This window comes from Sphingobacterium sp. PCS056 (assembly GCF_023273895.1).
In the GTDB taxonomy this organism is placed as follows: Bacteria; Bacteroidota; Bacteroidia; order Sphingobacteriales; family Sphingobacteriaceae; genus Sphingobacterium.
Genome location: NZ_CP096883.1, coordinates 1204330 through 1227962 on the forward strand (window position 1 = coordinate 1204330; position 23633 = coordinate 1227962).

At 34.5% G+C, this 23633-nt stretch carries 20 protein-coding genes; 4 read left to right on the forward strand and 16 right to left on the reverse strand.

Annotated features, from left to right (window positions below; translation table 11 throughout):
- Window positions 1-103: 103 nt before the first annotated feature.
- From coaBC to MUB18_RS05150, 3 genes are read right to left on the reverse strand one after another with little or no spacing between them, the layout of a single operon-like run.
- Window positions 104-1315 carry a bifunctional phosphopantothenoylcysteine decarboxylase/phosphopantothenate--cysteine ligase CoaBC gene (coaBC, locus tag MUB18_RS05140; protein WP_248755158.1) on the reverse strand — a complete coding sequence of 404 codons (1212 nt, stop codon included), beginning with the start codon at window positions 1313-1315 and terminating at the stop codon, window positions 104-106.
- A 20-nt stretch (window positions 1316-1335) separates the two neighbouring features.
- Window positions 1336-1665 carry a DNA-directed RNA polymerase subunit omega gene (locus tag MUB18_RS05145; protein WP_045754029.1) on the reverse strand — a complete coding sequence of 110 codons (330 nt, stop codon included), beginning with the start codon at window positions 1663-1665 and terminating at the stop codon, window positions 1336-1338.
- The gene (locus MUB18_RS05150; protein WP_045754028.1) at window positions 1649-2590 is read right to left on the reverse strand and encodes an outer membrane protein assembly factor BamD; all 942 of its coding nucleotides are present in this window, start codon (window positions 2588-2590) and stop codon (window positions 1649-1651) included. Before MUB18_RS05150 ends, MUB18_RS05145 begins: the two co-directional genes overlap by 17 nt.
- 227 nt (window positions 2591-2817) lie before the next feature.
- Between MUB18_RS05150 and MUB18_RS05155 the strand changes: the two genes are divergently transcribed.
- Together MUB18_RS05155 and MUB18_RS05160 are read left to right on the forward strand one after the other, a co-directional pair.
- Entirely contained in the window at window positions 2818-3099 is a 282-nt protein-coding gene (locus MUB18_RS05155; RefSeq protein ID WP_045754027.1) for a NifU family protein, read from the forward strand.
- Window positions 3100-3161: 62 nt separating this feature from the next.
- On the forward strand, window positions 3162-3809 hold the full coding sequence (locus tag MUB18_RS05160) for a hypothetical protein (RefSeq protein ID WP_045754026.1): 648 nt from the start codon (window positions 3162-3164) through the stop codon (window positions 3807-3809).
- On the opposite strand, the gene MUB18_RS05165 is transcribed toward MUB18_RS05160, so the two are convergent.
- The 11 genes from MUB18_RS05165 to polA all read right to left on the reverse strand — a co-directional run bounded on the left by MUB18_RS05165 (window position 3806) and on the right by polA (window position 17199).
- A complete protein-coding gene (locus MUB18_RS05165) occupies window positions 3806-5035 on the reverse strand; it encodes an ABC transporter permease (protein WP_411028111.1) in 1230 nt (409 codons plus the stop codon). The genes MUB18_RS05160 and MUB18_RS05165 overlap by 4 nt on opposite strands.
- A 5-nt stretch (window positions 5036-5040) precedes the next feature.
- On the reverse strand, window positions 5041-5682 hold the full coding sequence (locus MUB18_RS05170; protein WP_248755160.1) for an MBL fold metallo-hydrolase: 642 nt from the start codon (window positions 5680-5682) through the stop codon (window positions 5041-5043).
- A gap of 79 nt (window positions 5683-5761) precedes the next feature.
- Window positions 5762-6505, reverse strand: a complete 744-nt coding sequence (locus MUB18_RS05175) for a shikimate dehydrogenase family protein (RefSeq protein ID WP_045754023.1) — start codon at window positions 6503-6505, stop codon at window positions 5762-5764.
- The gene (locus MUB18_RS05180; RefSeq protein ID WP_248755920.1) at window positions 6506-7912 is read right to left on the reverse strand and encodes a tetratricopeptide repeat protein; all 1407 of its coding nucleotides are present in this window, start codon (window positions 7910-7912) and stop codon (window positions 6506-6508) included.
- A 179-nt stretch (window positions 7913-8091) separates the two neighbouring features.
- Window positions 8092-9468 (reverse strand): OmpA family protein, encoded by a 1377-nt coding sequence (locus MUB18_RS05185; protein ID WP_248755161.1) that lies wholly within the window; start codon window positions 9466-9468, stop codon window positions 8092-8094.
- Between the two features lie 248 nt (window positions 9469-9716).
- Complete coding sequence (locus tag MUB18_RS05190) at window positions 9717-10727, reverse strand: inorganic phosphate transporter (RefSeq protein ID WP_045754021.1); 1011 nt, start codon at window positions 10725-10727, stop codon at window positions 9717-9719.
- Between the two features lie 32 nt (window positions 10728-10759).
- Complete coding sequence (locus MUB18_RS05195; protein ID WP_021190730.1) at window positions 10760-11407, reverse strand: DUF47 domain-containing protein; 648 nt, start codon at window positions 11405-11407, stop codon at window positions 10760-10762.
- 89 nt (window positions 11408-11496) lie between these two features.
- A complete protein-coding gene (locus tag MUB18_RS05200) occupies window positions 11497-12531 on the reverse strand; it encodes a sensor histidine kinase (protein WP_045754020.1) in 1035 nt (344 codons plus the stop codon).
- 67 nt (window positions 12532-12598) lie between these two features.
- The gene (locus tag MUB18_RS05205; protein WP_248755162.1) at window positions 12599-13252 is read right to left on the reverse strand and encodes a phosphatidylserine decarboxylase family protein; all 654 of its coding nucleotides are present in this window, start codon (window positions 13250-13252) and stop codon (window positions 12599-12601) included.
- A gap of 35 nt (window positions 13253-13287) precedes the next feature.
- Window positions 13288-14391, reverse strand: coding sequence for a toxin-antitoxin system YwqK family antitoxin (locus tag MUB18_RS05210; RefSeq protein WP_248755163.1), 1104 nt, complete (start codon window positions 14389-14391; stop codon window positions 13288-13290).
- 21 nt (window positions 14392-14412) lie between these two features.
- Window positions 14413-17199 carry a DNA polymerase I gene (gene polA, locus MUB18_RS05215; protein ID WP_248755164.1) on the reverse strand — a complete coding sequence of 929 codons (2787 nt, stop codon included), beginning with the start codon at window positions 17197-17199 and terminating at the stop codon, window positions 14413-14415.
- Window positions 17200-17308: 109 nt separating this feature from the next.
- Between polA and rsgA the strand changes: the two genes are divergently transcribed.
- Entirely contained in the window at window positions 17309-18229 is a 921-nt protein-coding gene (gene rsgA / locus MUB18_RS05220) for a ribosome small subunit-dependent GTPase A (RefSeq protein ID WP_045754017.1), read from the forward strand.
- Between the two features lie 2 nt (window positions 18230-18231).
- On the opposite strand, the gene MUB18_RS05225 is transcribed toward rsgA, so the two are convergent.
- Both MUB18_RS05225 and MUB18_RS05230 read right to left on the reverse strand, forming a co-directional pair.
- Window positions 18232-20643: a hypothetical protein gene (locus tag MUB18_RS05225; protein ID WP_248755165.1), complete on the reverse strand. Its 2412-nt coding sequence runs from the start codon at window positions 20641-20643 to the stop codon at window positions 18232-18234.
- On the reverse strand, window positions 20609-21661 hold the full coding sequence (locus tag MUB18_RS05230) for a hypothetical protein (RefSeq protein ID WP_248755166.1): 1053 nt from the start codon (window positions 21659-21661) through the stop codon (window positions 20609-20611). The genes MUB18_RS05225 and MUB18_RS05230 overlap by 35 nt, the downstream gene beginning before the upstream one ends.
- A gap of 115 nt (window positions 21662-21776) precedes the next feature.
- Here MUB18_RS05230 and MUB18_RS05235 point away from each other — a divergent pair, with 115 nt between their 5' ends.
- Window positions 21777-23579, forward strand: a complete 1803-nt coding sequence (locus MUB18_RS05235; RefSeq protein WP_248755167.1) for a hypothetical protein — start codon at window positions 21777-21779, stop codon at window positions 23577-23579.
- Window positions 23580-23633: the final 54 nt, after the last annotated feature.

Consider the following 23633-nt stretch of genomic DNA (forward strand, 5'->3'; position numbering starts at 1 on the left):
GTAGAGTCTATTATGGATCGTATATCAGCAATAATCACTGTTAAGGAGCTGCTACGAGAACTATTTACTAGCTATAATCCCAATGGAGCAATGGAGGATAGGACTAATTTGAACTTAAAATGGGATGATGTACGATAAGTTGACAAATATCTTTTGCCACTTCTTCTTTTGATTTTAAGGTATATTCCTGAATATGTTCAGAGCGATCGATCACTGTTACTTTATTTGTATCTGTGGCAAAACCAGCGCCTTTATCTTGCATGGAATTGAGAACGATCAGATCTAAATTTTTACGGATTAATTTGCTTTTTGCATTTTCAACTTCATGATCAGTTTCAAGTGCAAAACCGATTAAAAGTTGCTTTTCCGTCTTTCTTTTTCCAACAGTTGCTAAAATATCCGTTGTTTTTTTGAGTGATATAGAAAATTGATCTTCTTTCTTTTTAATTTTTTGAGTTGCGACTTCAATGGGAGTGTAGTCAGCAACTGCTGCGCTCATAACAATTATATCGGACTGAATGAAATATTGCTCAACAGCTTCAAGCATTTCTTGAGCAGAGGTAATTAATATGCGATGCACATTCTTTGGTGTCTTCAAAGCAGTTGGACCACTAATTAAGGTTACATGTGCTCCCAATTCTGAAAGTTGTTTTGCTAATGCATATCCCATCTTGCCACTGGAATGATTTCCGATGAATCTGACAGGGTCGATCGCCTCATGGGTTGGTCCAGCAGTTACTAAAGCCTGTCTGCCGATTAAAGGTAAATCAATGGAGAGGTTTTTTGTAATAAAATGAAGTATTTCTTCGGGCTCGGCAAGTCTTCCTTCTCCAATTAACCCGCTCGCTAGTTCTCCATTTCCAGGATGAATTAATGTGTTTCCATAAGACTGAAGTAGTCGAATGTTATTTTGAGTCGAAGGATGTTTCCACATGTCTAGGTCCATTGCGGGAGCAATAAAAACAGGACATTTAGCTGATAAATAGACTGCCGTTAATAAGCTGTTGCAGATACCATTTGCTAATTTTCCAATGGTATTAGCTGTGGCAGGAGCTACAAGTATAAGGTCAGCTTTTAGTCCGATATGGACATGATTATTCCATTCCCCAGTTTTAGGGTCGAAATAATCGATTAAAACGGGGTTATTTGAAAGTGTTGACAATGTGAGCGGGGTGATAAATTCTGCCGCCTCTTTTGTCATTATGATTTGAACATTTGCTTTTTCTTTGACTAATAATCTTGTCAGATGTGCAATTTTGTATGCGGCAATACTGCCGCATACAGCAATTACAATATTTTTATCAGCTAAGCTCATATCCATTTAGATAAGGCAAGTTATTCTTGCTCTTTTGCAGGATTTCTGAAATAAATCTTATCGTGTAAGAATTCGTCAATTGCAATAAGAGTAGCTTTTGGCATACGCTCATAGTGTTTTGAGATTTCAATTTGCTCACGGTTTTCGAATACCTCTTCTAAGTTATCATTGTTAGTAGCAAATTCTGCAAGTTTGCCATTCAATTCTTCTTTGATGTCAACCGAAATTTGATTAGCACGTTTGCTGATCACTACGATTGACTCATAAATATTGTCAGTAACGATGTCTAATTGTCTTAAATCACGTGTTACAGTTGAAGTTGCTACAGTGCTGTTATTTTTTTGACTCATTGTTTTGGGTATTATCTTTATTATCTTTATTATCTTTTTTTTCTCTCGCGGCTTTTCTTTCTTTCTCTTGCTCTGCGATTGCTTTATTTACTGTTGCCATATAGGCTGTAGCAGCTTTCATTTTCTTTTCAGCATTATCGCGAATGGATTCTGCTTCTTTCAAATATTTACTATTTGGAAATGCCATTGCCAATGAACGATAATAATCAATCACTTCAGCATAGCGATCTGCCTGTTTAAAAGGTGTACTTTGATTGGCAAAATTATACTGAGACTTTAGCGTAAGGTACTCAATTTCTTCCGCATATTTAGTATCTGGATATTCTTTCAATACATTTTGTAATGCGATTACTGCAGCTCTATAATCATCATTTAATCCCATGTCATAGAGAAGCTTAGCATTTGAAAAGGCTTTAAATTCCAATTTATCACGAAGCTTTTGAATTAAATCACCAGCTTCTTTTGCTCTATCTGACTCTGGATACAAGTTGACAAATAATTGTAATGCATCAATTGCTTTTCTTGTATTTTCTTGATCTAAACTAGATCTAGGAGAATCGAGGTAATAACAATAAGCAGACATAAAACGGCATTCTTCAGCTCTTGGACTATTCGGATAAACATCTGCGAAGTCTTTGAAATGATAGCGTGCTGATGTGTAGTCTTTCAGTCTGTAGTTTGCAAAAGCTGTGAAATAATAGAGATTCTCTGCTTCTGCTTGTCCTCTAAATTTACTTCTCAAATCTTCAAACAATATTAAAGCTTTGCTATATTTCTTATTTTCGTATAATTTGACTGCCTCTTCGTATTTCTGAGCGATGTTATTGCTTGCGCGCAACTTCTCAAATTTACTCTTACAGCTACTGAATGATACCAATAACAAAATTCCGGCACATAAAGCCGCTATACGCCTATTTAAAAACATTTTACAAAGATAAGTGAATTTGTAATACTAATCAATTAAATTTTTATGTTGCAATATAGTGCATTAATGAATGCTAAACAACGAAATACTTTCATATTAACTTTTTTTAACCTCTAGCTAAAGCGCAATTATTATTGTCATTTTCATGTTTAAAAACGATATGAATCGATTTGTCATCATTTCATTTTGGTAAATTTTGATTATATTTACATTCAAATTGTTAAAGTATGACATTAAAAGAAAGAGTTGAGCAGGCATTGGATACGATTAGACCTTATTTGGAAACTGATGGTGGCGATGTTAGTGTGGAAGAAATCACAGCAGATAATGTTGTTCGTCTAAAATTATTGGGCGCATGTGCTTCATGCTCGATGAGTATTATGACTTTTAAAGCGGGCTTAGAGCAAGCGATTAAGAAAGCTGTTCCTGAAATTACAGCGGTAGAGGCGATCAATATTACCGACATCAATGATCCTAATGCTACCTTACCAACGCCTAAAGCCTTATAATTGACGGCTTTAATTAACACAATTTAACAACAGTATTACTGTTTAAATCTTAGATTTGTGCTATGAAATTCAACTATCACTTTATTCTTGTTACATTTTTTATTTTTCTGGGATATGTTTCTTATTCCCAAGAACGTAAAATATTGCAGTTTAGTGGTATTGTACAAACAGTGAGCTCGGGCCTTCCTGTAGGGTATACGACAATTACGAATGAAAGCTTTCGGAATGAAACCTACATGGCTAATAATGAAGGCTTTTTCTCTTTTGTGGCGCATGTGGGGGATACGATCCGTTTTACTTCAGTAGGTTATGAAACCTATCAATATGTTATTCCTAATGTAGAGGGCGATCGACTCTCTACTGCTATCGTGATGACTAATCTCATTATTGAATTGCCAATGGTGACTCCTTATCCTTGGGCTAGTATTGAAGAATTTAATATCGCATTTATGAATTTGGAAGTCAATTCGGATAACGTGATTCGTGCCAAACGAAATATGTCTAAAGAATCAATTGATGCGATGGCTGCTATGATGCCGAGAACTGCTGATGAAATGCACAGCTATAATGTGAATGAAAATCATCGTGGAATGACTAATAAGGTTATCAATCAACGATACGCCAATCCATTATTAAATCCTTTTGCATGGGGAAGCTTGATTCAACAGATTTCTAAAGGAAAAAAAGGTAGTAAAAGCTCAAATTTTTAATCTGTCGCTTCCAATTTATTTAATTCCGATACACTTATTTTAGATGAAAAATAGGCAATCAGTCCTGCTATGCCGGTAATGGTAAAGAATACAATAATAAAATCGCTTAAACGCAATGCAATAGGGTAGCTGTCGATTAACATATTGGCTCCTTCTTCTACTTTTATTATGCCATAATGGATCTGTAAAAAGCAGAATATATAGCCAATTACTAATCCGGTTACGCAACCGATTAAAGAAATCATTAATCCTTCATAAAAAAATATTTTCTGAATCATAGAATTGTCTGCACCTATGTTCTTTAAAATAGTCATGTCTTCTTTTTTGTCAAGTACGAGCATGGTTAATGATCCTACAATATTAAATAGTGCAATGATGCTAATTAATGTGAGTATAAAAAAAACTGCCCAACGTTCTACTCGTACATTTTTATAAAGAGTTGGATTTTGTTCCTCTCTATTTTTCACAATAAAATCATCACCGAGTTGTGTTTGGAGATTATCTTTGAATGTTTCCAAGTTTGTTTTGTCTTTCACATAAAATTCAATCGCAGAAATACGATTAAATTCGCCTAAGACTTCTTGGGCAAAAGAGATCGGCGTGACTACTAAATTATCAAAATCTTGTTGATTTTTAAATATTCCGGTTGGTTGAATGGATCTTATATTAAATTCGTCCGCAGGATTTGCGCTATTTTTGATACCTTTCCGTGGTGAATATATGTCGATTCGACTTAGGCCTGTGTGTATTGAAACACCTAAGTTTGCTTGTACCCCTGCTCCAATTACAGCATAAGGAGTACTATCTTGCATCAGGTTGTAATCTCCATTACTGATCAAGCTATCCTTGGCCTGATGGTCGATCGAATTGCCTTCTATACCTTTTATCGTGCCAATATATTGTCGATTTTCATACTGGAGCAATACCTTTTCTTGTAGTACTTCCGTATAATTGATTACGTTTGTATCTTTTTTTAGTGCCTGAATACCGGGATGATTGGGGTCGAATAATTTACCTTGTCTTGGTTCTATTTTTATTTCTGGGGCAAATTGGCTAGACATGGATAATATTAAATTTTCCATGCCATTGAATGATGATAAAAGGATTATTAAAGCTGCACTACTTACTAAAACTCCTACGATACTGATACCTGAAATAATGTTTATTGCATTGACTGATTTTTTTGAAAACAAATATCGCTTTGCAAATAGATAAGGTAAATTCATTATTATTATGCTCTAATATATGGATTGTTCACTTTTTCCGATCCGACTGTTGTGGTTGGTCCATGTCCTGGGTAAACGGTGACCTCATTCGGAAGGGTATAAATTTTTTCTTTTATATTTTTAAGGAGTAGTTCGTGATTACCTCCTGGCAGGTCTGTTCTCCCTATACTGTTTTTAAACAATACATCTCCACCAATAAGGAATTGTTGTTTTTCATGATAGAAGCATAGGTGTGCTGGCGAATGACCGGGTGCAAATATCAATTTTAACTCATCGTTTCCTATTTTTATAATACCTTCTTCGCCAAGAAAGGTTTCTGCGATAGGGGAGATCTCGTATCTGAATCCCATTTGGGGTGCATAGTTTTGCACTTCAATCAAAACAGACAGTTCTCCCTCATGAAATTGAGGGTATAGAGCGTATTGATCAAATATAAATCTATTGCCCAGAACGTGATCAATATGACAGTGTGTATTTAATAAGATTTTGGGAATTAAACCATTTTGCTCTATGAAATCTGTTAATAGTTTTTCATCAGCCTGACCATACATTCCCGGGTCTATTATGGCACAATTGCGGTGCTCATCATAGAGTACGTAGGTATTTTCTTGGTATGGATTAAAGGTGAAAGTCTTAATATGTAACATAATTTTTTAAAGTAATTTCATGATCAAAATAGTATTTTTAGCGGGGCTGAGTGAAGGTATTATACGTGCTGCAAAATCATCACAGTTCATTCCAAATTTCCCAATTTTTTTCTGCTTGTAGTACTAACATCTCTAATCCATTTTTGATCTTAGCGCCGTTATTTTTGCCATTTTTAAGGAATGTTGTTTCTGGGGGATTATACACTAAATCATATAACAGATGCTTATTACCAATATGATCATATGGAATATCCGGTGCATCTTCGATATTTGGGAAGGTCCCCACCGGAGAACAATTGATAATGATATAATATTCATTTAATATGTGAGCATCAAGTTCGCTATAGGTCAGGTTTGTTTCTGTTTTTGATCTACTGACAACTTTGTAGGAGATATCCAAGGCATTTAATGCATATTCAACAGCTTTTGCGGCACCACCATTTCCTAGAATTAATGCTTTTTTATGATGGTCATCTAATAAGGGTTTTAATGACTCCATAAAGCCAAACACATCCGTATTGAATCCCTTTAAAAAAGGTCCAGAAGCTGTATGTTTAATTTGTATACAATTTACTGCTTGAATAGCTTGTGCTTCTGGCGATAGCTCTTGAAGATACGGAAGCACATTGATTTTATGTGGAATGGTAACATTCACACCATAGAAATCCGAATCCTTAAATATTTTTTCAAATTCCTGAATATCTGCTATACTATAGAGATCATAATTAACGTCTGTAATATGTTCTTTATCAAATTTCTCTAAATAGTATTTTTTAGAGAAGGAGTGTCCTAAAGGGAAACCGATGAGTCCTAACTTTTTCATTTACTTAGGAGAATATTTTTTAATGATTTCTGAAATGATATGATTCCCCTGTAATTGAGGTAGATAATCAAAAAGGATATAATGCTTTTCAGGATCTGTTGCAAGACCCAATTCTAAGAAGACGATTGCATCATTGTATTTACCGTTTGCAAACAAATAGGCTACCATTCTGAAATATAGTTCTGCAGCCTCTGGATTATTAGTGATAGCTTCAGATACAATTTCAATGGCTTCATCGACTTTATCTTGTTCGAAGAATATAGATGAATAGTCCAGCCAGGCGTCAATATCTAAGGGGTTCAATTCAACCACTTTGGCATATGCCTCTTCTGCTAGATCGATTTGTTTTAATTTATATCTTGCGTCGGCAATTGCAAACCAGTAATCTGGATTTGAATCATCTAACTCCAGTGCTTTCTTATAAAAGTGTAACGATTCAAAGTGGCGTTCTTCAAAATCAAGAGTTACACCAATGCCAAACCAGGCATCCGCCAGGTCGCCATCCATTTTGACTGCTTTTTTATAAAAAACACGAGCTTCTTCCATTTGCTCCAGTTTTTCTAAGCATTCTCCGATAGCACAATAGGTGTCAGCACTTGGTTTTTCATATTCAAATGTTTGCTTATAGACTTCCAATGCTTCTTGATAGCGATCAAGATTGACCAATGCATTTCCTTTGTTGAAATATGCAGATGAAAAATTTTCTTTGATTAAAATAGCGTAATCATAAGCATCTATCGCTTCCGGGTATTTGGACAATTTGTGATAAGCATTGCCTAAATTGTACCAAGCATAATAGGAATAGGGTTCCGAATCAATATATTTTTTATAAAACTCGACACTTTCTTCTTGTCTGTCCAGAATATCATAGCAATAGGCAAGTTCATACAAAGCTTCTTGGTTATCCATATTGAGCTCAAGCGTTTTTTTAAGATAATAAATCGCTTTTTCGAAATCTGCTTCACCTTGATAGACGACACTGATGTGAAAGTAGATCTCATCTTTATTATCGGACAAACTCAATGCTTGAAATAATTGTTCTTTTGCTTCTTTAAATTGTCCTTTGGCACCATAGACACCTCCTCTAATAAAGAATATATCTCCTTCAGATGGTTCTAATAACTCCGCTTTTGAAAGTGCGTTTAATGCTTTTTCGAATTGTTGGGTGGCAGAATATAACTGTGCTTGTTTTAATAAAAATGTCACATCAAAGGGGTGCTGATTAATGGCATAATCTGCAACCTGTAAGGCTTTAATAGGATCATTTTTTTCAATGTAATAATCAATAATTCCTTCAAATGCTTTAGAGTCAAAGAAGTATTGATCTTCATTTCTTATCATTTCTTCATAACGATCAACCGAGGTTTTTCTTTCCTCAGGAGATTCAAAATCAAATTCCTCTTCCATCATCCTTGTATAATCTATCAGTAACTCAACTTAGTTGAAAGTAGTGATTTTTAATAACTATGTCTAATTAATTTACAAATAAAATTAATTATTACTTAGCAAAGATACGGATTAAAGTGGGCAAAATAAAAAAGCCGATTCTTGCGAATCGGCTTTCTAAAATTATATGTTATATATAATTATTTTTTGATCTCAACACGACGGTTTTGAACACGACCTTCTTCAGTTGCATTAGATGCTACTGGATTAGCCTCACCGTAACCGTTAGCTGTAATTTTAGAAGAAGCAACACCAGCGTTAACTAAGTATTGTTTTACTGCATTAGCACGGTCTTTAGATAAAGAAAGGTTATATGCTTCAGAACCTTCAGCAGATGCATAACCATCTAAAGTAACAGATGAATTGTTATCACGTACTTCTTTAGCAACTTTGTCTAAAGTAGCATATGATTGAGTTTTCAATACTGAGCTATCAAATTCGAATTGAATTGGAGCAACATAACCGTTTGAAGAAGTTACATTGTTAACAACTGGCTCAGGGAATTTGATTTGACGACCAGATCCATCAACTACTGCACCTGCAGGAGAGTTAGGCTCTTTATCGAATTTATCAGAAACACCGTCACCATCAGAATCAGTATTTAATGCACTAACAGTACTTTCTAATGTAGATACACGTTGTTTTAATGCTTCAACTTCGTTACGTAATGAAGGATCTTTCAATTCATCATACATTGTAGCAACTGGGTTAGCAAAAGTCAAGTTTTGTTTGTCTCTTGAACCTAAAGTGAATTCTAAACCACCGTATACATTAGAGAATTTACCTTTAACATCAGAACGACCTGGGCCGAATAACATGTTGTCATCAGTAAAGTTCATTGTGTAACCTAAGTTTAAAGCAACAACTTCAGATAATTTGAATTTTGCACCAACTCCTACTGGAACGTAAGCAGCTAATTTAAAATCTCTATCTCCAACTTTGTCACGATCTCCGAAGATTTCTTCACCCCATTTACCTTTGTTAGAGAATGAAGTACCTGTGAAATCATTGTTTGCATATTGAACAGGGTTACTTGCCATAACACCTAAACCAACTTTAGCATAGAAATTAACTGAGTTTTCTCTTCTCAAGAAATCGATAGTACCTAATTGGAATACACCATTTAAGCTAGCTGCCCAGTTTACTTCAGTTTCTGCAGATTTTGCACCAGCAGCAAGCCATTTAGTACTTTCAACAGCATTATTTTTGTTGAAAGTTTTGATTTTGCCACGGTTACCTTCTAATTCTAAACCGAATAGGTGAGAGAATTGTTTACGAACTGTTAATCCGTAGTACTCACCTACTTTATTTTGGAAGTAACCAACTTTTTGACCGAAGTTATTAGATCCACCGACCAAAGCATTAGGGGTAGTGATACCACCTTGAACACCGATTGACCAAGTTCTGTATTGTGATCTTCCACCAAATACAGTTTGAGCTTGTGCTACATCAGCAAAGCCTAAAGCGGCAACTAAGGAAGCAGCAACAGCTGTTTTTTTAATTGTAGAATAGTTCATACTCTTGTTTTTAAGGTTATTATTAAATTTTAATTGTTCTAATTTGTATGTGATCTTTTGAAATGGAAACACGGTTTGGAATAATCAAACACCGTGCCGAAATTAAAAAAGCATCAATTGTTTTAATTCTAACTAGAAGAAAAACGTATTTTTCTTTGTTTTATTGCAAAGCAGTAAAACAAAAATCCGGACGAATCTACCAAATTTTTGTTTTACTTTATATTTTTTTTGTAAAATAGTGTAAATTATTACAATATGTAGTGTATAATAAACAATGTGATTGCACCAAGCAATGCAGATACAGGAATAGTTAATACCCAAGCCCATAATAGACTGATCGTAACTCCCCATCTTACTGCTGAAACGCGTTTAACAATACCCACCCCTATGATAGAACCTGTGATGGTATGTGTGGTCGAAGCAGGAATACCAAAATGCTCTGTTAGACCTAATGTTAGGGCACCAGCTGTCTCTGCAGCAACACCCTCCAAAGGGGTAACTTTCGTAATTTTAGTTCCCATCGTTTTCACAATTTTCCATCCTCCACTCATCGTTCCTAAAGAGATGGCCAAATAACAGGTCAATGGAATCCATTCCGGCATGTGCTCAGTATTGGGTAAATACCCCCCTGCTACCATCGCTACTAGGATAATACCCATCACTTTTTGTGCATCATTACCTCCATGAGCAAAACTTAATGCTGCTGAAGAAACCAATTGTAATACCTTAAACCACTTTTCTGCAACTGCAGGTCGGGAGTTTTTAGCGATATTGATAATAATGAGGGTGATAATAATGGATATGAGCATCCCAATAATGGGGGCGAGTACAATAAATGCAATGATTTTTAGAGTTGCATCAATATTGATGGCATGGATCGGATCTCCACCTATGATGAAAGCGTAAGCCATTCCTGATCCGGCAAACCCACCGATTAGAGTATGTGAAGAACTTGACGGTACACCGTAGTACCATGTGAATAGATTCCAGCCTATCGCAGCTAATAAACCTGCAAAAATGACTTCTAATGTAATATATTCTTCTAATACAGTTTTTGCAACTGTATTGGCCACTTTATGGTCTGTAAAGTAAAAGTAAGCAGCGAAATTGAAAATCGCAGCCCACAAAACAGCCATAAAAGGAGTTAATACTTTTGTTGAAACGACGGTAGCAATTGAGTTGGCAGCATCATGAAAACCATTAATGTAGTCAAAAGCAATCGCTAGTATAATTACAACAATTAATAATGTTGACATCATAATATGAATGTGTTAATGTGTTAAAATCGCGATTATGCGTTTTTAACCAATATGCTTTCTAATACGTTTGCTACGTCTTCACATTTGTCTGTAGCGTCTTCCATTGCCGATAATACTTCTTTATGTTTGATCAAAGTAATGGCATCTTTTTCAAATTCGAATAAATCAGCGACTGCTTTATCAAAGATATAATCAGCTTTATTTTCAACGCTATTGATACGAACACATGAATCTGTAATATTGCGGATGTTTTTAAGATCTTTTAATTCGAAAATTGCTTTTGCTACATGATCTGTTGCCTCAACGATTAAATCAGCCATTTCAATCATAGGTTCTGTCGCCTTTTGTACTTTATAAAGATCCATTTTGTTAGAAGCTCCATTTATAAAATCTGCAACATCATCCAATGAACTTGCTAATGCGTGAATATCTTCACGATCAAATGGAGTAATGAAATTTTTACCAAGCTCGAGGTGAATTTGGTGTGTAATATTGTCTCCTTTATGTTCTAGATCTTCGATTTTACGAACGATTTCTTTACGTTTTTCCGCGTCGCTTGCGTTAACGGCTTCTTTTAGTAATTTTGACATTTCTATCAAATTACTACCTGCTTGTTCAAATAAAGGGAAAAACTTTTTATCCTTAGGAACGAAATACTGAAAAATGCTATTTAAAGACATATCATTATTAATTATTTTTTGCGAAATTACTAAGTTAATGTTAAGTTAATGTTAAGTTTTGTGGAATGTTAAGTCGTACATCCTTGATATTATGTTTGAGAAACTTTTTCAAGGGTAAACCCAAAAGTTGTCCCGATGCCTTCTGTACTTCTTACATTTACATTTTGTTGGTGTGCTTCTATAATATGTTTGACTATTGATAAACCTAGCCCAGAACCTCCAATGCCCCTTGATCTACTTTTATCGATCCTATAAAAACGTTCAAAGACGCGGCTTAAATTTTTCTCCTCAATACCATATCCGTCATCTGTTATTTCTACTAATACCTGCTCGAATAGGGGAAAAATACGGATTTGACTTTTTCCGCCATTTTTCCCATACTTGATCGAGTTTTCAATTAAGTTGACAAGAACTTGACTGATTTTGTGCTTATCCGCCTTTACCCAATAGGGGGTACCCGGTTTTATTTTTAATTGAATTTCAATATTATTCGATTTGGCTTTATCATCCAAGGATTCCTTAGTTTCTTTAATTAGTTCTACAATATCAAACTTTTCAATATTTAAAACCATTTTTCCGGATTCTAGTTTTGATATTTCATCTAAATCTTGGATGAGATAGTTTAAGCGATCCACATTTTTAGATGCTTTATTGAGAAAAGTTTTGGCCATCTCCAGATCTTCTTCCATAAGGCCATCTTGTAAAGTTTCTATATAGCCTTGAATCGAAAAAAGCGGGGTCTTAAATTCATGAGAAACATTAGACAAGAATTCTCTTCTAAATTTTTCCTGTGATTTTAATTGTTCTATTTCTATTTTTTTTGCTTTCGCCCAAGCTTTTACTTCATTTTCAGCATCTCCTATTGGGTCTGCAGTCACATGCTCACCTAGTGCATCCTTAAGATCTTTTCCTAATTTAAGGTTATGTATAAGCTTGTACATCGTATTTATTCTTTTATAAATATAGCGTTCAAATACGAAGTTGAACATCAGAAAACTGACAAGGGTAGCGATAATAAAAATAATTAGAAAGGACTTCCAATCCGAATGGTAGTAAAAACTAACGGCAGAAATAGCCAAACCAACGGCTAATGAACAATTTAAAACGAGTTGTCTAAAATTCATGTATATAATAAAAAAGGCTTTGGTAAAATACCAAAGCCTAAGTTAGTTATTACTTGTTAATAAATTATTAAAATTTTCCGATGATGGTCTTACCTCCGACTACCTTATCACCAATATTAACATGGATTTCTGTGCCCAAAGGTAAGAATAGATCAACACGGGAACCGAATTTGATAAACCCAAATTCTGCCCCTTGTGCAACTTGATCATTTTCTTTTATATACCATACAATACGACGTGCTAATGCGCCTGCAATTTGTCTAAAAAGTACTTCTACACCATTGGCGTTTTTTACGACTACTGTCGTTCTTTCATTATCTGTGGATGATTTTGGATGCCATGCAACCAAAAACTTGCCAGGATGATATTTGAAATAGGTCACAATACCACTAATTGGATTACGATTAACATGTACATTAATAGGTGACATGAAAATAGAAACTTGTAACCTTCTGTCATGGAAATATTCATTTTCTTCCGTTTCTTCTATCACGACAACTTTTCCGTCAGCAGGACATAAAATCGTTCCTTCGTCGATAACAATTTGTTTTGTTGGACTACGGAAAAATTGAACGATTGTGATAAAAAGAAATGCTGAAAGGATATAAATAATCCATTTAATAACTTCAGGAGCATCATAATAGTCCGCAATTGCATTTATAATAAATATTACTAAAATAGTAATAGCCAGACTTGTATATCCTTCTTTGTGAAATTTCATGCCTATAATTTTTTTGCAAATATAATCAAATAGTCTTATTGTCCTTTTTCTCGATGAATTATTATTGGTAGTACAGTAATTTTTCCCTCAGAATTCGTATATATTTTACCGGTTACGGTCAGGATATCTACAACTGGCATACCGTTTTCTAATGATGGATAATAAAAGCTAATATTACTTAATAATGGTTTAAGCACATTATTGATCGCGTCTGATGAGGTTAACTTAATAAAATTTATTTTTGATGGTGTTCCAGATTTATCTAGCTTGATTTTATACTCAAACGTATCTTCTATAAATCCTTCTGAATCCATCTGGTTTAATGCACTCGTTAATTCTAAACTTGTAAACATGTTGAAATTAGAAAAATCATCAAAGTTACAGGCTTTAAAGGTCAATGACTCAGCTCTAAAAAATGTATCATACGGAATTATCCCAAATTTTGTTTTGCGGTATGAATTGTCAAAATAGTAATCGTTTCCTATGAGTAAGTTTCCATCCTGATATTTTTCTGTTGCGATTAGTGTTTCTTTGTCTCCTTTATTATAACCTAGTATTTGCCAATTGCCATCCTGTTTGCCATTGCGTATTTTTCCTTTTGCTACATAAAAATCAAATCCATACTGGTTGTAACCTTCAAACGGAATTGAAAATGAGTAGGTTCCTTCGCCATCTTTTATTTTCTGCGTGCCATTAGGTAACCAAAAGTCTTTTATATAGATGATGCTATCGGTGTACAATAGTGTCATTGCCAACTGGTTACTTGGGTAACGATGTTTGACTTCTCCTTTTGGCACATCTGCTATAAAATTAGCTTCCCATTTTAATGTGCCATTAGGGTGATAGGCTTTGAAAGGCCCATCTTTTATTCCATTTGTATAAACTCCTTCTAGAATTAAACGACCATAATTGTTGAAGTCTTTAAAAATACCATCAAATTTTTGTGTTTTCGGATTTAAAGGGACAACACGTTCAATGGACTTGAATTCACAAAATTTGTCGGAAAGAAAATAGTTCTTATCAAAGAAAAAACGAAAAGTATTATTCTCGACTTTTTCATAGTAAGTTGCTTTTTCTTGTCCTATAACCATGTTAACGATTTGAAAGTAAGCTATTAAGATAAACAGAAGTTTTCTCATAATTATCCTTGATATAGTTATTTAATGTGCTTCTAACCAATTTTTACCTTGTCCTATTTCTACGACTAGTGGGATCTCTGTTTTTATGGCGCCAGTCATTTTTGTTTGGATGATCTCTTTAAAAATGGATACTTCATTTTCAGGGACATCAAAAACAAGCTCATCATGCACCTGCATAATCATTTTACCTAATAGTCCTTGCTCTTCAATTTCTTTTTGAATACCGAGCATGGCAATTTTGATCAAATCTGCCGCCGAACCTTGAATAGGAGCATTAATGGCATTTCGCTCTGCAAACCCCCTTACGGTCATATTTGCTGAATTGATATCTCTTAGATAACGTCTTCTTTTGAGGATTGTTTCGACATAACCGTTTTCTTTTGCAAACTCTAAAACTTCACTCATGTATTTTTTGATCCCTGCATATTGAATAAAATATTGATCAATAATTTCTGCGGCTTCTTTGCGTGGAATAGCAAGACTCTGCGATAGACCAAATGCCGACTGTCCGTAGATTATACCAAAATTTACTGCTTTTGCATTTCTACGCTGATCTGATGTTACTTCTTCTAGCTCGAGCCCATAAACTCGGGCAGCTGTCGCACGGTGAATGTCATGCCCAGAAGTAAATGCTTCCATCATATTGGGATCTTTACTCAATTCGGCAATAAGGCGTAACTCGATCTGAGAATAATCGGCAGATAATATGACATTGTTTTCATGACGAGGGATGAATGCTTTTCTTACTTCGCGACCGCGCTCTGTTCGAATCGGTATATTTTGTAAATTGGGATTTGTTGAACTTAAACGACCAGTAGCTGCTACAGCTTGATTGTATGAAGTGTGGATGAGTCCTGTATCGGGATTGATCAATTCTGGAAGCGCATCTACGTAAGTCGATTTTAATTTCTGTAGCTGTCTAAAACTCAATATATCTTGGACAATATCTGATTTATAAGCTAATGCTAATAAAACATCTTCTCCTGTTTTGTATTGCCCCGTTTTTGTCTTTTTTGCCTTAGGATCTAATTTTAATTTATCAAAAAGAACTTCACCCAACTGTTTAGGTGACGCGATATTAAAATTTACTCCTGCTTTTTCGTAAATGGTCTGTTCTAATAATCGAATGTCTGTTTCCAGATTTTTTGAGAATTGTTGCAAAGCGTCAATATCGATGCGGACACCATTTCTTTCTATTTCTGCTAAAACGTACACCAATGGGAACTCGACCTCATTGGCAAGGCCTAGTGTATTTGTTTCCTCTAAGAGTGGTTTAAAGATTTCTTTAAGTTGTAGGGTAATATCAGCATCTTCGGAAGCATATTCTTTAATTAAATCAAGTTCAACATCTCTCATATTTCCTTGTTTTTTACCTTTGCTTCCTATCAACTCTGTGATGGATAGTGGTTTGTAGTTTAGGTAGTTCTCTGCCAATACATCCATGCCATGCCTTGTATCTGGATCGATTAAATAATGGGCAAGCATGGTATCAAAAATAGGACCTTTGACAGCAACTTGGTATCGAGCTAATAATAAAATATCGTATTTTATATTTTGACCAATTTTTTCAATTTGATCATTTTCCAATATGGGTTTGAAAATATTGATCACTTCTTGTGCCTGTTGTCTATCTGCTGGTGTGGGTATATAATAGGCTTTTCCCTTTTCAAAAGAGAATGATAACCCTACAATATCAGCAAGGTTGGCATCTAAGCCTGTAGATTCTGTATCAAAGCAAAAGCTTGTTCGTGTCGATAATTGTGCTGCTAGCGCTTCTTGTTTCTCTTTTGTGTTGACTAAAATATATTCGTGTGGCGTATTTTCCAGGTTGTTCACAGGGCCTGCGTAGTTCTCTTCTTCGATCATTTGAACATCTTGTGGTAAGGAAAATAAGTCCATTTGTCCAGTTGTAGTCTTTGAACTTTCTGTACTATTGGCCATCTCTCCAAATACCCGTTTCCCAAGTGTTCTAAATTCCAATTCGATGAATAGGGGCTCAAGTATATCTTTATTGGGTTCTTCTATTAATAATTTTTCTTCTTCGAGTTCTACTGGAACATCCAATAATATCGTGGCCAATTTTTTTGAAATTAAGCCCTGCTCAGCATAATTTTCGACGTTTTCACGTTGTTTGCCTTTTAATTTGTCTGCATTGGCAATAATATTCTCTATTGAACCAAATTCCTGAATCAATTTTTTGGCTGTTTTTTCACCAATTCCAGGTATTCCTGGTATATTATCAACAGCATCTCCCCAGAGTCCTAAAATATCAATGACTTGGTTGACATCCGATACTTCCCATTTTTCAAGAATTTCTTTTACACCTTGTATTTCCGCTCCATTCCCCATACGAGCTGGCTTGTATATAAAAATATTTTCTGAAACGAGTTGACCAAAATCTTTATCTGGAGTCATGCAATATACAGTAAAGCCATTTTTTTCGGCTTTTTTCGCTAGGGTTCCGATGATATCATCTGCTTCGTAACCATCTTTCGTAATGATGGGAATATTGAAACCTGTGATCAATTTGAAAATATAGGGTATGGATGCCGAAAGATCTTCTGGCATTTTCTCACGATGGGCCTTATATGCTTCAAACTCAATATGCCTAGCTGTTGGTGCTTCGGTATCAAAAACTACGGCTAAATGTGATGGTTTTTGATTTTTTAATATTTCCAATAATGTGTTTGTAAATCCCATTATTGCACCTGTATTTAAGCCATTTGAGGTAATACGAGGTGTTTTGCTTAATGCAAAATAGGCTCTATAAATAAGGGCCATTCCATCTAGAAGAAATAGTTTTTTCACGAATTCTAATTTTAAGGTGTCTCTTACAAAGGTAATAAAAACGATAAACCTTAAGTTTAATAAATTTTTCCGATTTTTGTTGGATGATATATGCACAAAAGAAACTTTTATGAGAGGACTAGTAACAAAATCTACGGGTAGTTGGTATCAGGTATTGGGTGAAGATGAGCAACGTTATGACTGTCGTATAAAAGGAAAATTTCGTACAAAAGGGATTAAAAGCACCAATCCTGTCGCTGTTGGTGATTGGGTTCATTTTGAAGTGGAGCCTGATCTTGAAAGTGCTGTCATTAATGAATTAGAACCTAGACGTAATTATATCATTCGTAAATCTGTCAACTTATCAAAGCAAACACAGATCATTGGTGCTAATTTAGATCAAGCTTTTTTGGTTGTAACATTAGCATCTCCGCCTACATCACTTGGTTTTATCGATCGTTTTTTGGTTACCACAGAAGCATATAGCATTCCTGCAGTTTTGATTTTTAATAAATTGGATTTATTTAGTGAAGACGGATTAGCTATTTTACAAGATTATAAAAGTATCTATGAACATATTGGCTATCCATGTTATGAAGTGTCGGCACTGAATGGGATGAATATAGATCAGTTAAAAGACCTTCTGAAAGATAAGACGACACTAATTTCAGGACATTCTGGTGTAGGTAAATCAACTTTAATTAATGCGATTGTGCCTGAATATGCTGTTAAGACAGGAGACATTTCGGATTGGTCTGATAAAGGGAAGCATACGACAACATTTGCTGAAATGTATGATCTCCCATTTGGTGGAAAACTTATTGATACGCCAGGTATTCGCGAATTGGGTATTGTAGACATTGAAAAGCAAGAGTTATCTCACTTTTTTCCTGAAATGCGTGATCTGATGAATCAATGCCGATTTGACAATTGTAGACATGTCAACGAACCGGGATGTGTGGTTATGGAGGCGGTTGAAGCTGGTGAGATCGAATCATCCCGTTATGATAGCTATCTCAGTATCTATCATAACGAGAATAATCGGATGTAATATTAATTTTTTGAAATAAAATCTTGTAAATAAGTACATTCTCGGACTGCTGTTTGATAAAAAACAGTCTTTTGATATTGATTTTTTAGTTGATGAAAGTATTTGTTTTGGATTGCAAATTGATAAAATGGATTGTCATGACTACTTTCGTAATAGGTCCATCGCATATCATCTTTTAATTCAAATTCTTTTTGCTCACATTTTGCTAACATAAATGTACACTTCGCTTTGAATTCGGGAGTTGAACCCAACTCTCGGGCTTTTAAGTACCATTCTTTGGCAGTTTTAGTTTGTGTGTAGTTTCGTTCCCAATATTGACTTGGTCTGGCATTATTGTCATACGATGACCACTGGTAAGATACGAGAGACCATGCATTGCCGTAAGTACTTGTTTGGTAAATGCCATTTGCTAAATGAAAATAATAATCTGCTTTTTTACTATTATTTTTTTCTTCATTTATTAAAGACTGGAACTTTAACATACGTGCTGCGTACTCGAGTTTAGTCATACCAGAAGTTCCAATTCTTTTTGGATAGTCATTGATCGTCGTAATAAATGGATCTGGAGCTATTGTCTGGTCTGTATACCAATTGCTATATTCTTTGGATTTATATGTACCAGGTAGTCTTTTTAATGTTTTTACAGCATTCTTAAAATCTAATTCTCTCAAATAGGCGGTACCGATCAATTCGGTTAAATAATTCTTATTTATTTTTTTGATATCTTCTAGTAAAAATTGAACCATTTTTGATGGTTTATCAGGCGTTAAAATATATTCCTGAATTCTTAACAATATTTGTGGAGTTAAATTGTCTTGCCAAAACTGGATAGTGCTATATTGCATATTATTTTCAAGTGTATCATTCACATGACCATAGTGATAAAAAGTATCACCTTTTACTGCAGCCAGGCTTGCTAGAGCAGTATCTCCTTTAATCAGATATTGATTGACAACGATATTTTGTATGATATTTTTAGCAATGAGGCTGTAAGAGCTATTTTCAAATGCATTCCAATAACTTGGATTTTCAGATTTATTTTCTTTACGTGCCTTTTCTTGTAGCCACTTTAAGGTTGAGATCAACTGATTTTCATTTAATGTTTTATTCGCTTCCCAGTCTTTCAGTTGGGTTAACATATCTGTTATTCGTAATTGATCTTTAAGATTTTCATTCAGAGATTTAATGTCTACCTTTTTGATGTAGTTCTTTGCTAAATCATTTTCTGCATTAAGCCAGCTTAAATAAGCTGCTGTGATTAATCCTAATTGTGGTTGAACATATTTTTTATCTTTATAGAGTGAGATAGCAAGTGCTCTAACATCTTGGAGGTGTTTTTGAATATCTTGTGTTTGTCCATCATTATACCCATTTGTGCTACTGCGACCTAGTGTATTGGGTTTGATGAAATAGTTTTCAATTTTATTGACTTCGCGCGTTAGGAGTACAGCATTAATCGTATTTGCTGGGTCTAGTTGATAACAGTTTTTAAGATATGTTAAGTTGATATTGCTGTTATTAAAACCAATAATTGCATTGATATTGAACTTGTCGGCTTTAGTTTTTGCATGTGCTAATATTTCGGAGTCTGTAGTCTGAATATAATGGAAGTTGTTATAAGCTAATATTCTTCTTTCGGGTGATTGTGTAAAAACTTTAGAAAATAAGAAAGCTGCTTTTGCTGGATCGCCATTTTTTCTGGTAGCGCCGGCATAATTAGATAGAGCCCATCCTAGGATAGGAGATTTTGACTTTGAGCGTGCTATGTATTTCTCATAAACCATCATACTTTTTTCATATTCTTTTGCAAAAAGAAATAACCTTGCAGCCTGATATGCATAGCGCAGTGCGATGAAGTGATTGTCTTTGTCGTTAGAAATTTTACTTTCAGCTTCTACTGCAAATTGATTTATTTTATCAAAATTACGTTCATCTGGACTCCATGGATCCTGAGCTATATTAGTAATAGGTTCTTGATCTTTTGTAAAGATGAAATAATCCCATTCCGACTTATTTTTTGGAAGTAGTAAGCTCTGAACAAAGGTGTTATTTTGTAGCGAATCAGGTAGATTTTTTAAGGCATCATTTTTTTTAAAAATCTGTATTGTTTCTGCGTTGTATTGATACATAAGAGCGTACACATCCTCACTTTTGACCTGGCTGCCAAGGTGATCAATCCAGTCTGCCACGTTGACCATCGCTTCAGAAATAGGTTCTTGTTCGGTATAGAGAAATTGATAAGGGATAAATTGAAAGGCTGAATAGCTATTGTCCTCCAAATTGGGGAGAAAATAGGTTTTTTGATTGTCGTATGGATCCATCTCAGGACCGCAAGCGATATTAATCGCAATCTCACTGAAATATAGGGAAAGTGTTGTGCTAAAAAGCAGCAATGACTTCTTGTAAATCTGCATAACTATAATTGGATATTACTTCTGGTGCTAAATGATAAAATATAATTCTGTTCTCTTTTCCTTGAAGTTCTTTCTTTAAAAATTTTGCTGTCGCTATCAATTGCTCTTTAGTAACAAATTCATGACGGATCACATCTCCTTTTTTAAGATTGGCTTTTTGTAGATCTTGGTTTAGAATATATAATTCAGTTTTTGGATTTCTTGTAAAAAGGCCATTATCCTGAAAATCTGATTGGTCAATATACTTGGATATTCCGATGTACTGTTGATCACGGAACGCGACATACCAATCAAAAAGTGGTAAAGCGATGTCTAATTGTAACGGATAGTTTTTTAATGTACCACTTAAATAGGTTGTTAAATCCTGCTGATTTAAAATGGAGTTATGATCACCAAATTGTCTCAAGTTGCCCATATTATAGCACATAAGTGTTGCTTTTTTAACAGGAGGGACACCATTTGTTTGAATATTTTTCACTTGGTGGAGTCGCAAAGTTGATGTTACTGTCACTTCATTTAGTTCTGGAATTGTTTGTAAGAATTCGAGTAAATAAAAAAATTTATCTCTTGAACTTTTTGTCCAATCACAGTCTATTTGGAGTTCCTTGAACGCGTCTTTTCCTCCTTGCTTTACTTTTGCAGCTATAAAAGGTATCATTTTATGGGCAAGTCCTCTTATCTCTAGACTATCGAGCTCTGTAAATATTCTTTGGTTAATAAATACTACTGGAATAAGCTCCTGATTTTGATCCACAGTTTGTTCAAAAGAAATAGGTGATATGGGTGTGGGTTCAATTCCATTATCTGTAAAATCAATATCCATAACACGTACGAACAGGGCATCGGATTTCAACTCTTGGACTATTTTTTGAGATATGGTGTCAGGTTTATAAATTGTTTTCCAGTAATAAAATCCTACAGGATGCTCTTTTTTTTGACAGGAAATGAGTAATATTATGCTAAATGCAGCGCATAAGAATATTTTTATTTTGGGAAATGCCATGGATTTTTTCTTCATGAATGAATCGTTATGAATATGATTTTATTGAAAATCAAACAAAAGTATCGATAAGTTGTTTTGTTTAAGTTTAAAATAACCAAATAATTTACACTAAGATAAGGAGAGCATTTTAATGAAGACAGTTTGGAAATGGGTTATCGGCATCGTTGTGACGCTGTTAATAATGCTTGGCGGTGTCGTTTGGTATTTTAGTGTACACTGGAAGCCTCTATTGGACCAAAAATTTAAAGAACTTGTGGTCGCTTCAACAGATAGCTTGTATACTGTTGATTATGATGATTTAGATATTAATCTGGCTTTAGGAAATGTTACGGTTAGTAATCTTGTGCTTAGGGCAGATAGTAATGTGTATAGACAATTAGAGAGTGTTAAAAAAGCGCCGGATAATCGCTTTCAAATCGAAGTGAGTAAATTAAAATTTCGAAATTTCTCGATTAAAGATATGCTCATGAATAAGGAGCTTTATCTCAAAAATGTTGTATTGGATACGCCAATTATCCATATGATCAATGAATATCACTCATACAATGATACTGCATCTACCGAAGTCAAAAAACCGTTATATGATAAAATTAAAAATACCTTAAAAAGAATTCAAATATCTGGAATAGCATTGAATGGGGTTAATTTTAAATATTCTCAACTCCAAAAAAATATCTATCAAGATTTTGAATTAAAAAAAGTCAATATAAAGATCCAAGATGTATTGGTAGACTCTACATCAATATTAGATGTGAGTCGATTTTACCACACGAAAATGGTTGATATAGAAGTTCCTGGTTTTACTTATAAAACATCGGATGGCTTTTATAAAATAAACTTTGATAAGTTAAAGATCAATACAAAAGAACGCAATATCTTATTGACAAAGGTCGCCTATCAACCACTTTTGAATAAAGCTGACTTTTATAAAGCAAAAGGAAAGGGGGGGAGTTATATTGTGATGAAGTTTGACACAGTGCGTTTCGAATCTTTCGATTTTAACGATTTGATCCGCAATAAGAAAATATATGCGGCAAAGGCACAATTAAAAAATGGTCGATTGGATATTTACTCGGATAAGCATTATAAATCCACTCCGTTGAATAAAATTGGAAGATCTCCTCATCAGGCTTTATTACATATGAAGACGCATATGGCAATAGATACAGTATTAGTTCAGAATGCTGATATAAGTTATTCAGAGCTGAGTGAAAAATATAATCAAGTCGGGAAGATCACATTTGATAACAGCTATGCAACGATTAGTAATATGACAAATGATGCAGCCAGTTTGATCAAAAATAAATGGATGCGCGTCGATGTGATTACAAAAGTGATGAATAGCGGGAGGTTGCATGTTTTATTTGGATTTGATATGACATCTAAAACAGGTTTTCATACTTATAAAGGCACTGTTGGAGCGATGAAAGCTCCTGCATTTAACCAAATTTTACGCCCGCTACTGAATGTCGAAATTACTTCTGGTAATATCAAAAAAATAGCGTTTGATATGGAAGCAACTGATCACAGAAATTGGGGGAAATTTAACTTTGATTATGATGATCTGAAAATTGCTATTTTAGAAAAGAAAGAAGATGGTACACATAAAAAGAAAGGTCTGGTTTCTTTATTGGTTAATGAGCTTCTTGTAAATGGAAGTAATCCCAACCTTTCGGGAGAATATATTATTGGAAAAGTAAATTGGCATAGACACCCTGAGCATACTTTTTTCAAGACTTTGTGGCAAAGTTTATTGGATGGTATCAAACAGTGTGTTGGATTGAGTAAACAAAGAGAAGCAAAATTAATGCGTTCTGCTGATCGAGCGCAGCATACGCTTGAAAAGGCAAATACTGTTGTTGGTAAAACAAAGAGCTTTGTCTCAAAGCTTTTCAAAAAAGATAAAGACAGCGAAGATAAAAAAGAGAAATAGAACAAAATCAAATTGATTGCAAATGAGTTTCACGTGAAATATCACTGTAATTTG

Coding starts and splice junctions, on each gene's coding strand:
- MUB18_RS05175 (WP_045754023.1), bottom strand. CDS start 6,505: ATGAAAAAGTTAGGACTCATCGGTTTCCCTTTAGGACACTCCTTCTCT.
- MUB18_RS05210 (WP_248755163.1), bottom strand. CDS start 14,391: ATGAGAAAACTTCTGTTTATCTTAATAGCTTACTTTCAAATCGTTAAC.
- coaBC (WP_248755158.1), bottom strand. CDS start 1,315: ATGAGCTTAGCTGATAAAAATATTGTAATTGCTGTATGCGGCAGTATT.
- MUB18_RS05160 (WP_045754026.1), top strand. CDS start 3,162: ATGAAATTCAACTATCACTTTATTCTTGTTACATTTTTTATTTTTCTG.
- MUB18_RS05205 (WP_248755162.1), bottom strand. CDS start 13,252: ATGAAATTTCACAAAGAAGGATATACAAGTCTGGCTATTACTATTTTA.
- MUB18_RS05170 (WP_248755160.1), bottom strand. CDS start 5,682: ATGTTACATATTAAGACTTTCACCTTTAATCCATACCAAGAAAATACC.
- MUB18_RS05195 (WP_021190730.1), bottom strand. CDS start 11,407: ATGTCTTTAAATAGCATTTTTCAGTATTTCGTTCCTAAGGATAAAAAG.
- MUB18_RS05180 (WP_248755920.1), bottom strand. CDS start 7,912: ATGGAAGAGGAATTTGATTTTGAATCTCCTGAGGAAAGAAAAACCTCG.
- rsgA (WP_045754017.1), top strand. CDS start 17,309: ATGAGAGGACTAGTAACAAAATCTACGGGTAGTTGGTATCAGGTATTG.
- MUB18_RS05145 (WP_045754029.1), bottom strand. CDS start 1,665: ATGAGTCAAAAAAATAACAGCACTGTAGCAACTTCAACTGTAACACGT.
- MUB18_RS05190 (WP_045754021.1), bottom strand. CDS start 10,727: ATGATGTCAACATTATTAATTGTTGTAATTATACTAGCGATTGCTTTT.
- MUB18_RS05165 (WP_411028111.1), bottom strand. CDS start 5,035: ATGAATTTACCTTATCTATTTGCAAAGCGATATTTGTTTTCAAAAAAA.
- MUB18_RS05235 (WP_248755167.1), top strand. CDS start 21,777: ATGAAGACAGTTTGGAAATGGGTTATCGGCATCGTTGTGACGCTGTTA.
- MUB18_RS05185 (WP_248755161.1), bottom strand. CDS start 9,468: ATGAACTATTCTACAATTAAAAAAACAGCTGTTGCTGCTTCCTTAGTT.
- MUB18_RS05200 (WP_045754020.1), bottom strand. CDS start 12,531: ATGAATTTTAGACAACTCGTTTTAAATTGTTCATTAGCCGTTGGTTTG.
- MUB18_RS05150 (WP_045754028.1), bottom strand. CDS start 2,590: ATGTTTTTAAATAGGCGTATAGCGGCTTTATGTGCCGGAATTTTGTTA.
- MUB18_RS05155 (WP_045754027.1), top strand. CDS start 2,818: ATGACATTAAAAGAAAGAGTTGAGCAGGCATTGGATACGATTAGACCT.
- MUB18_RS05225 (WP_248755165.1), bottom strand. CDS start 20,643: ATGCAGATTTACAAGAAGTCATTGCTGCTTTTTAGCACAACACTTTCC.
- MUB18_RS05230 (WP_248755166.1), bottom strand. CDS start 21,661: ATGAAGAAAAAATCCATGGCATTTCCCAAAATAAAAATATTCTTATGC.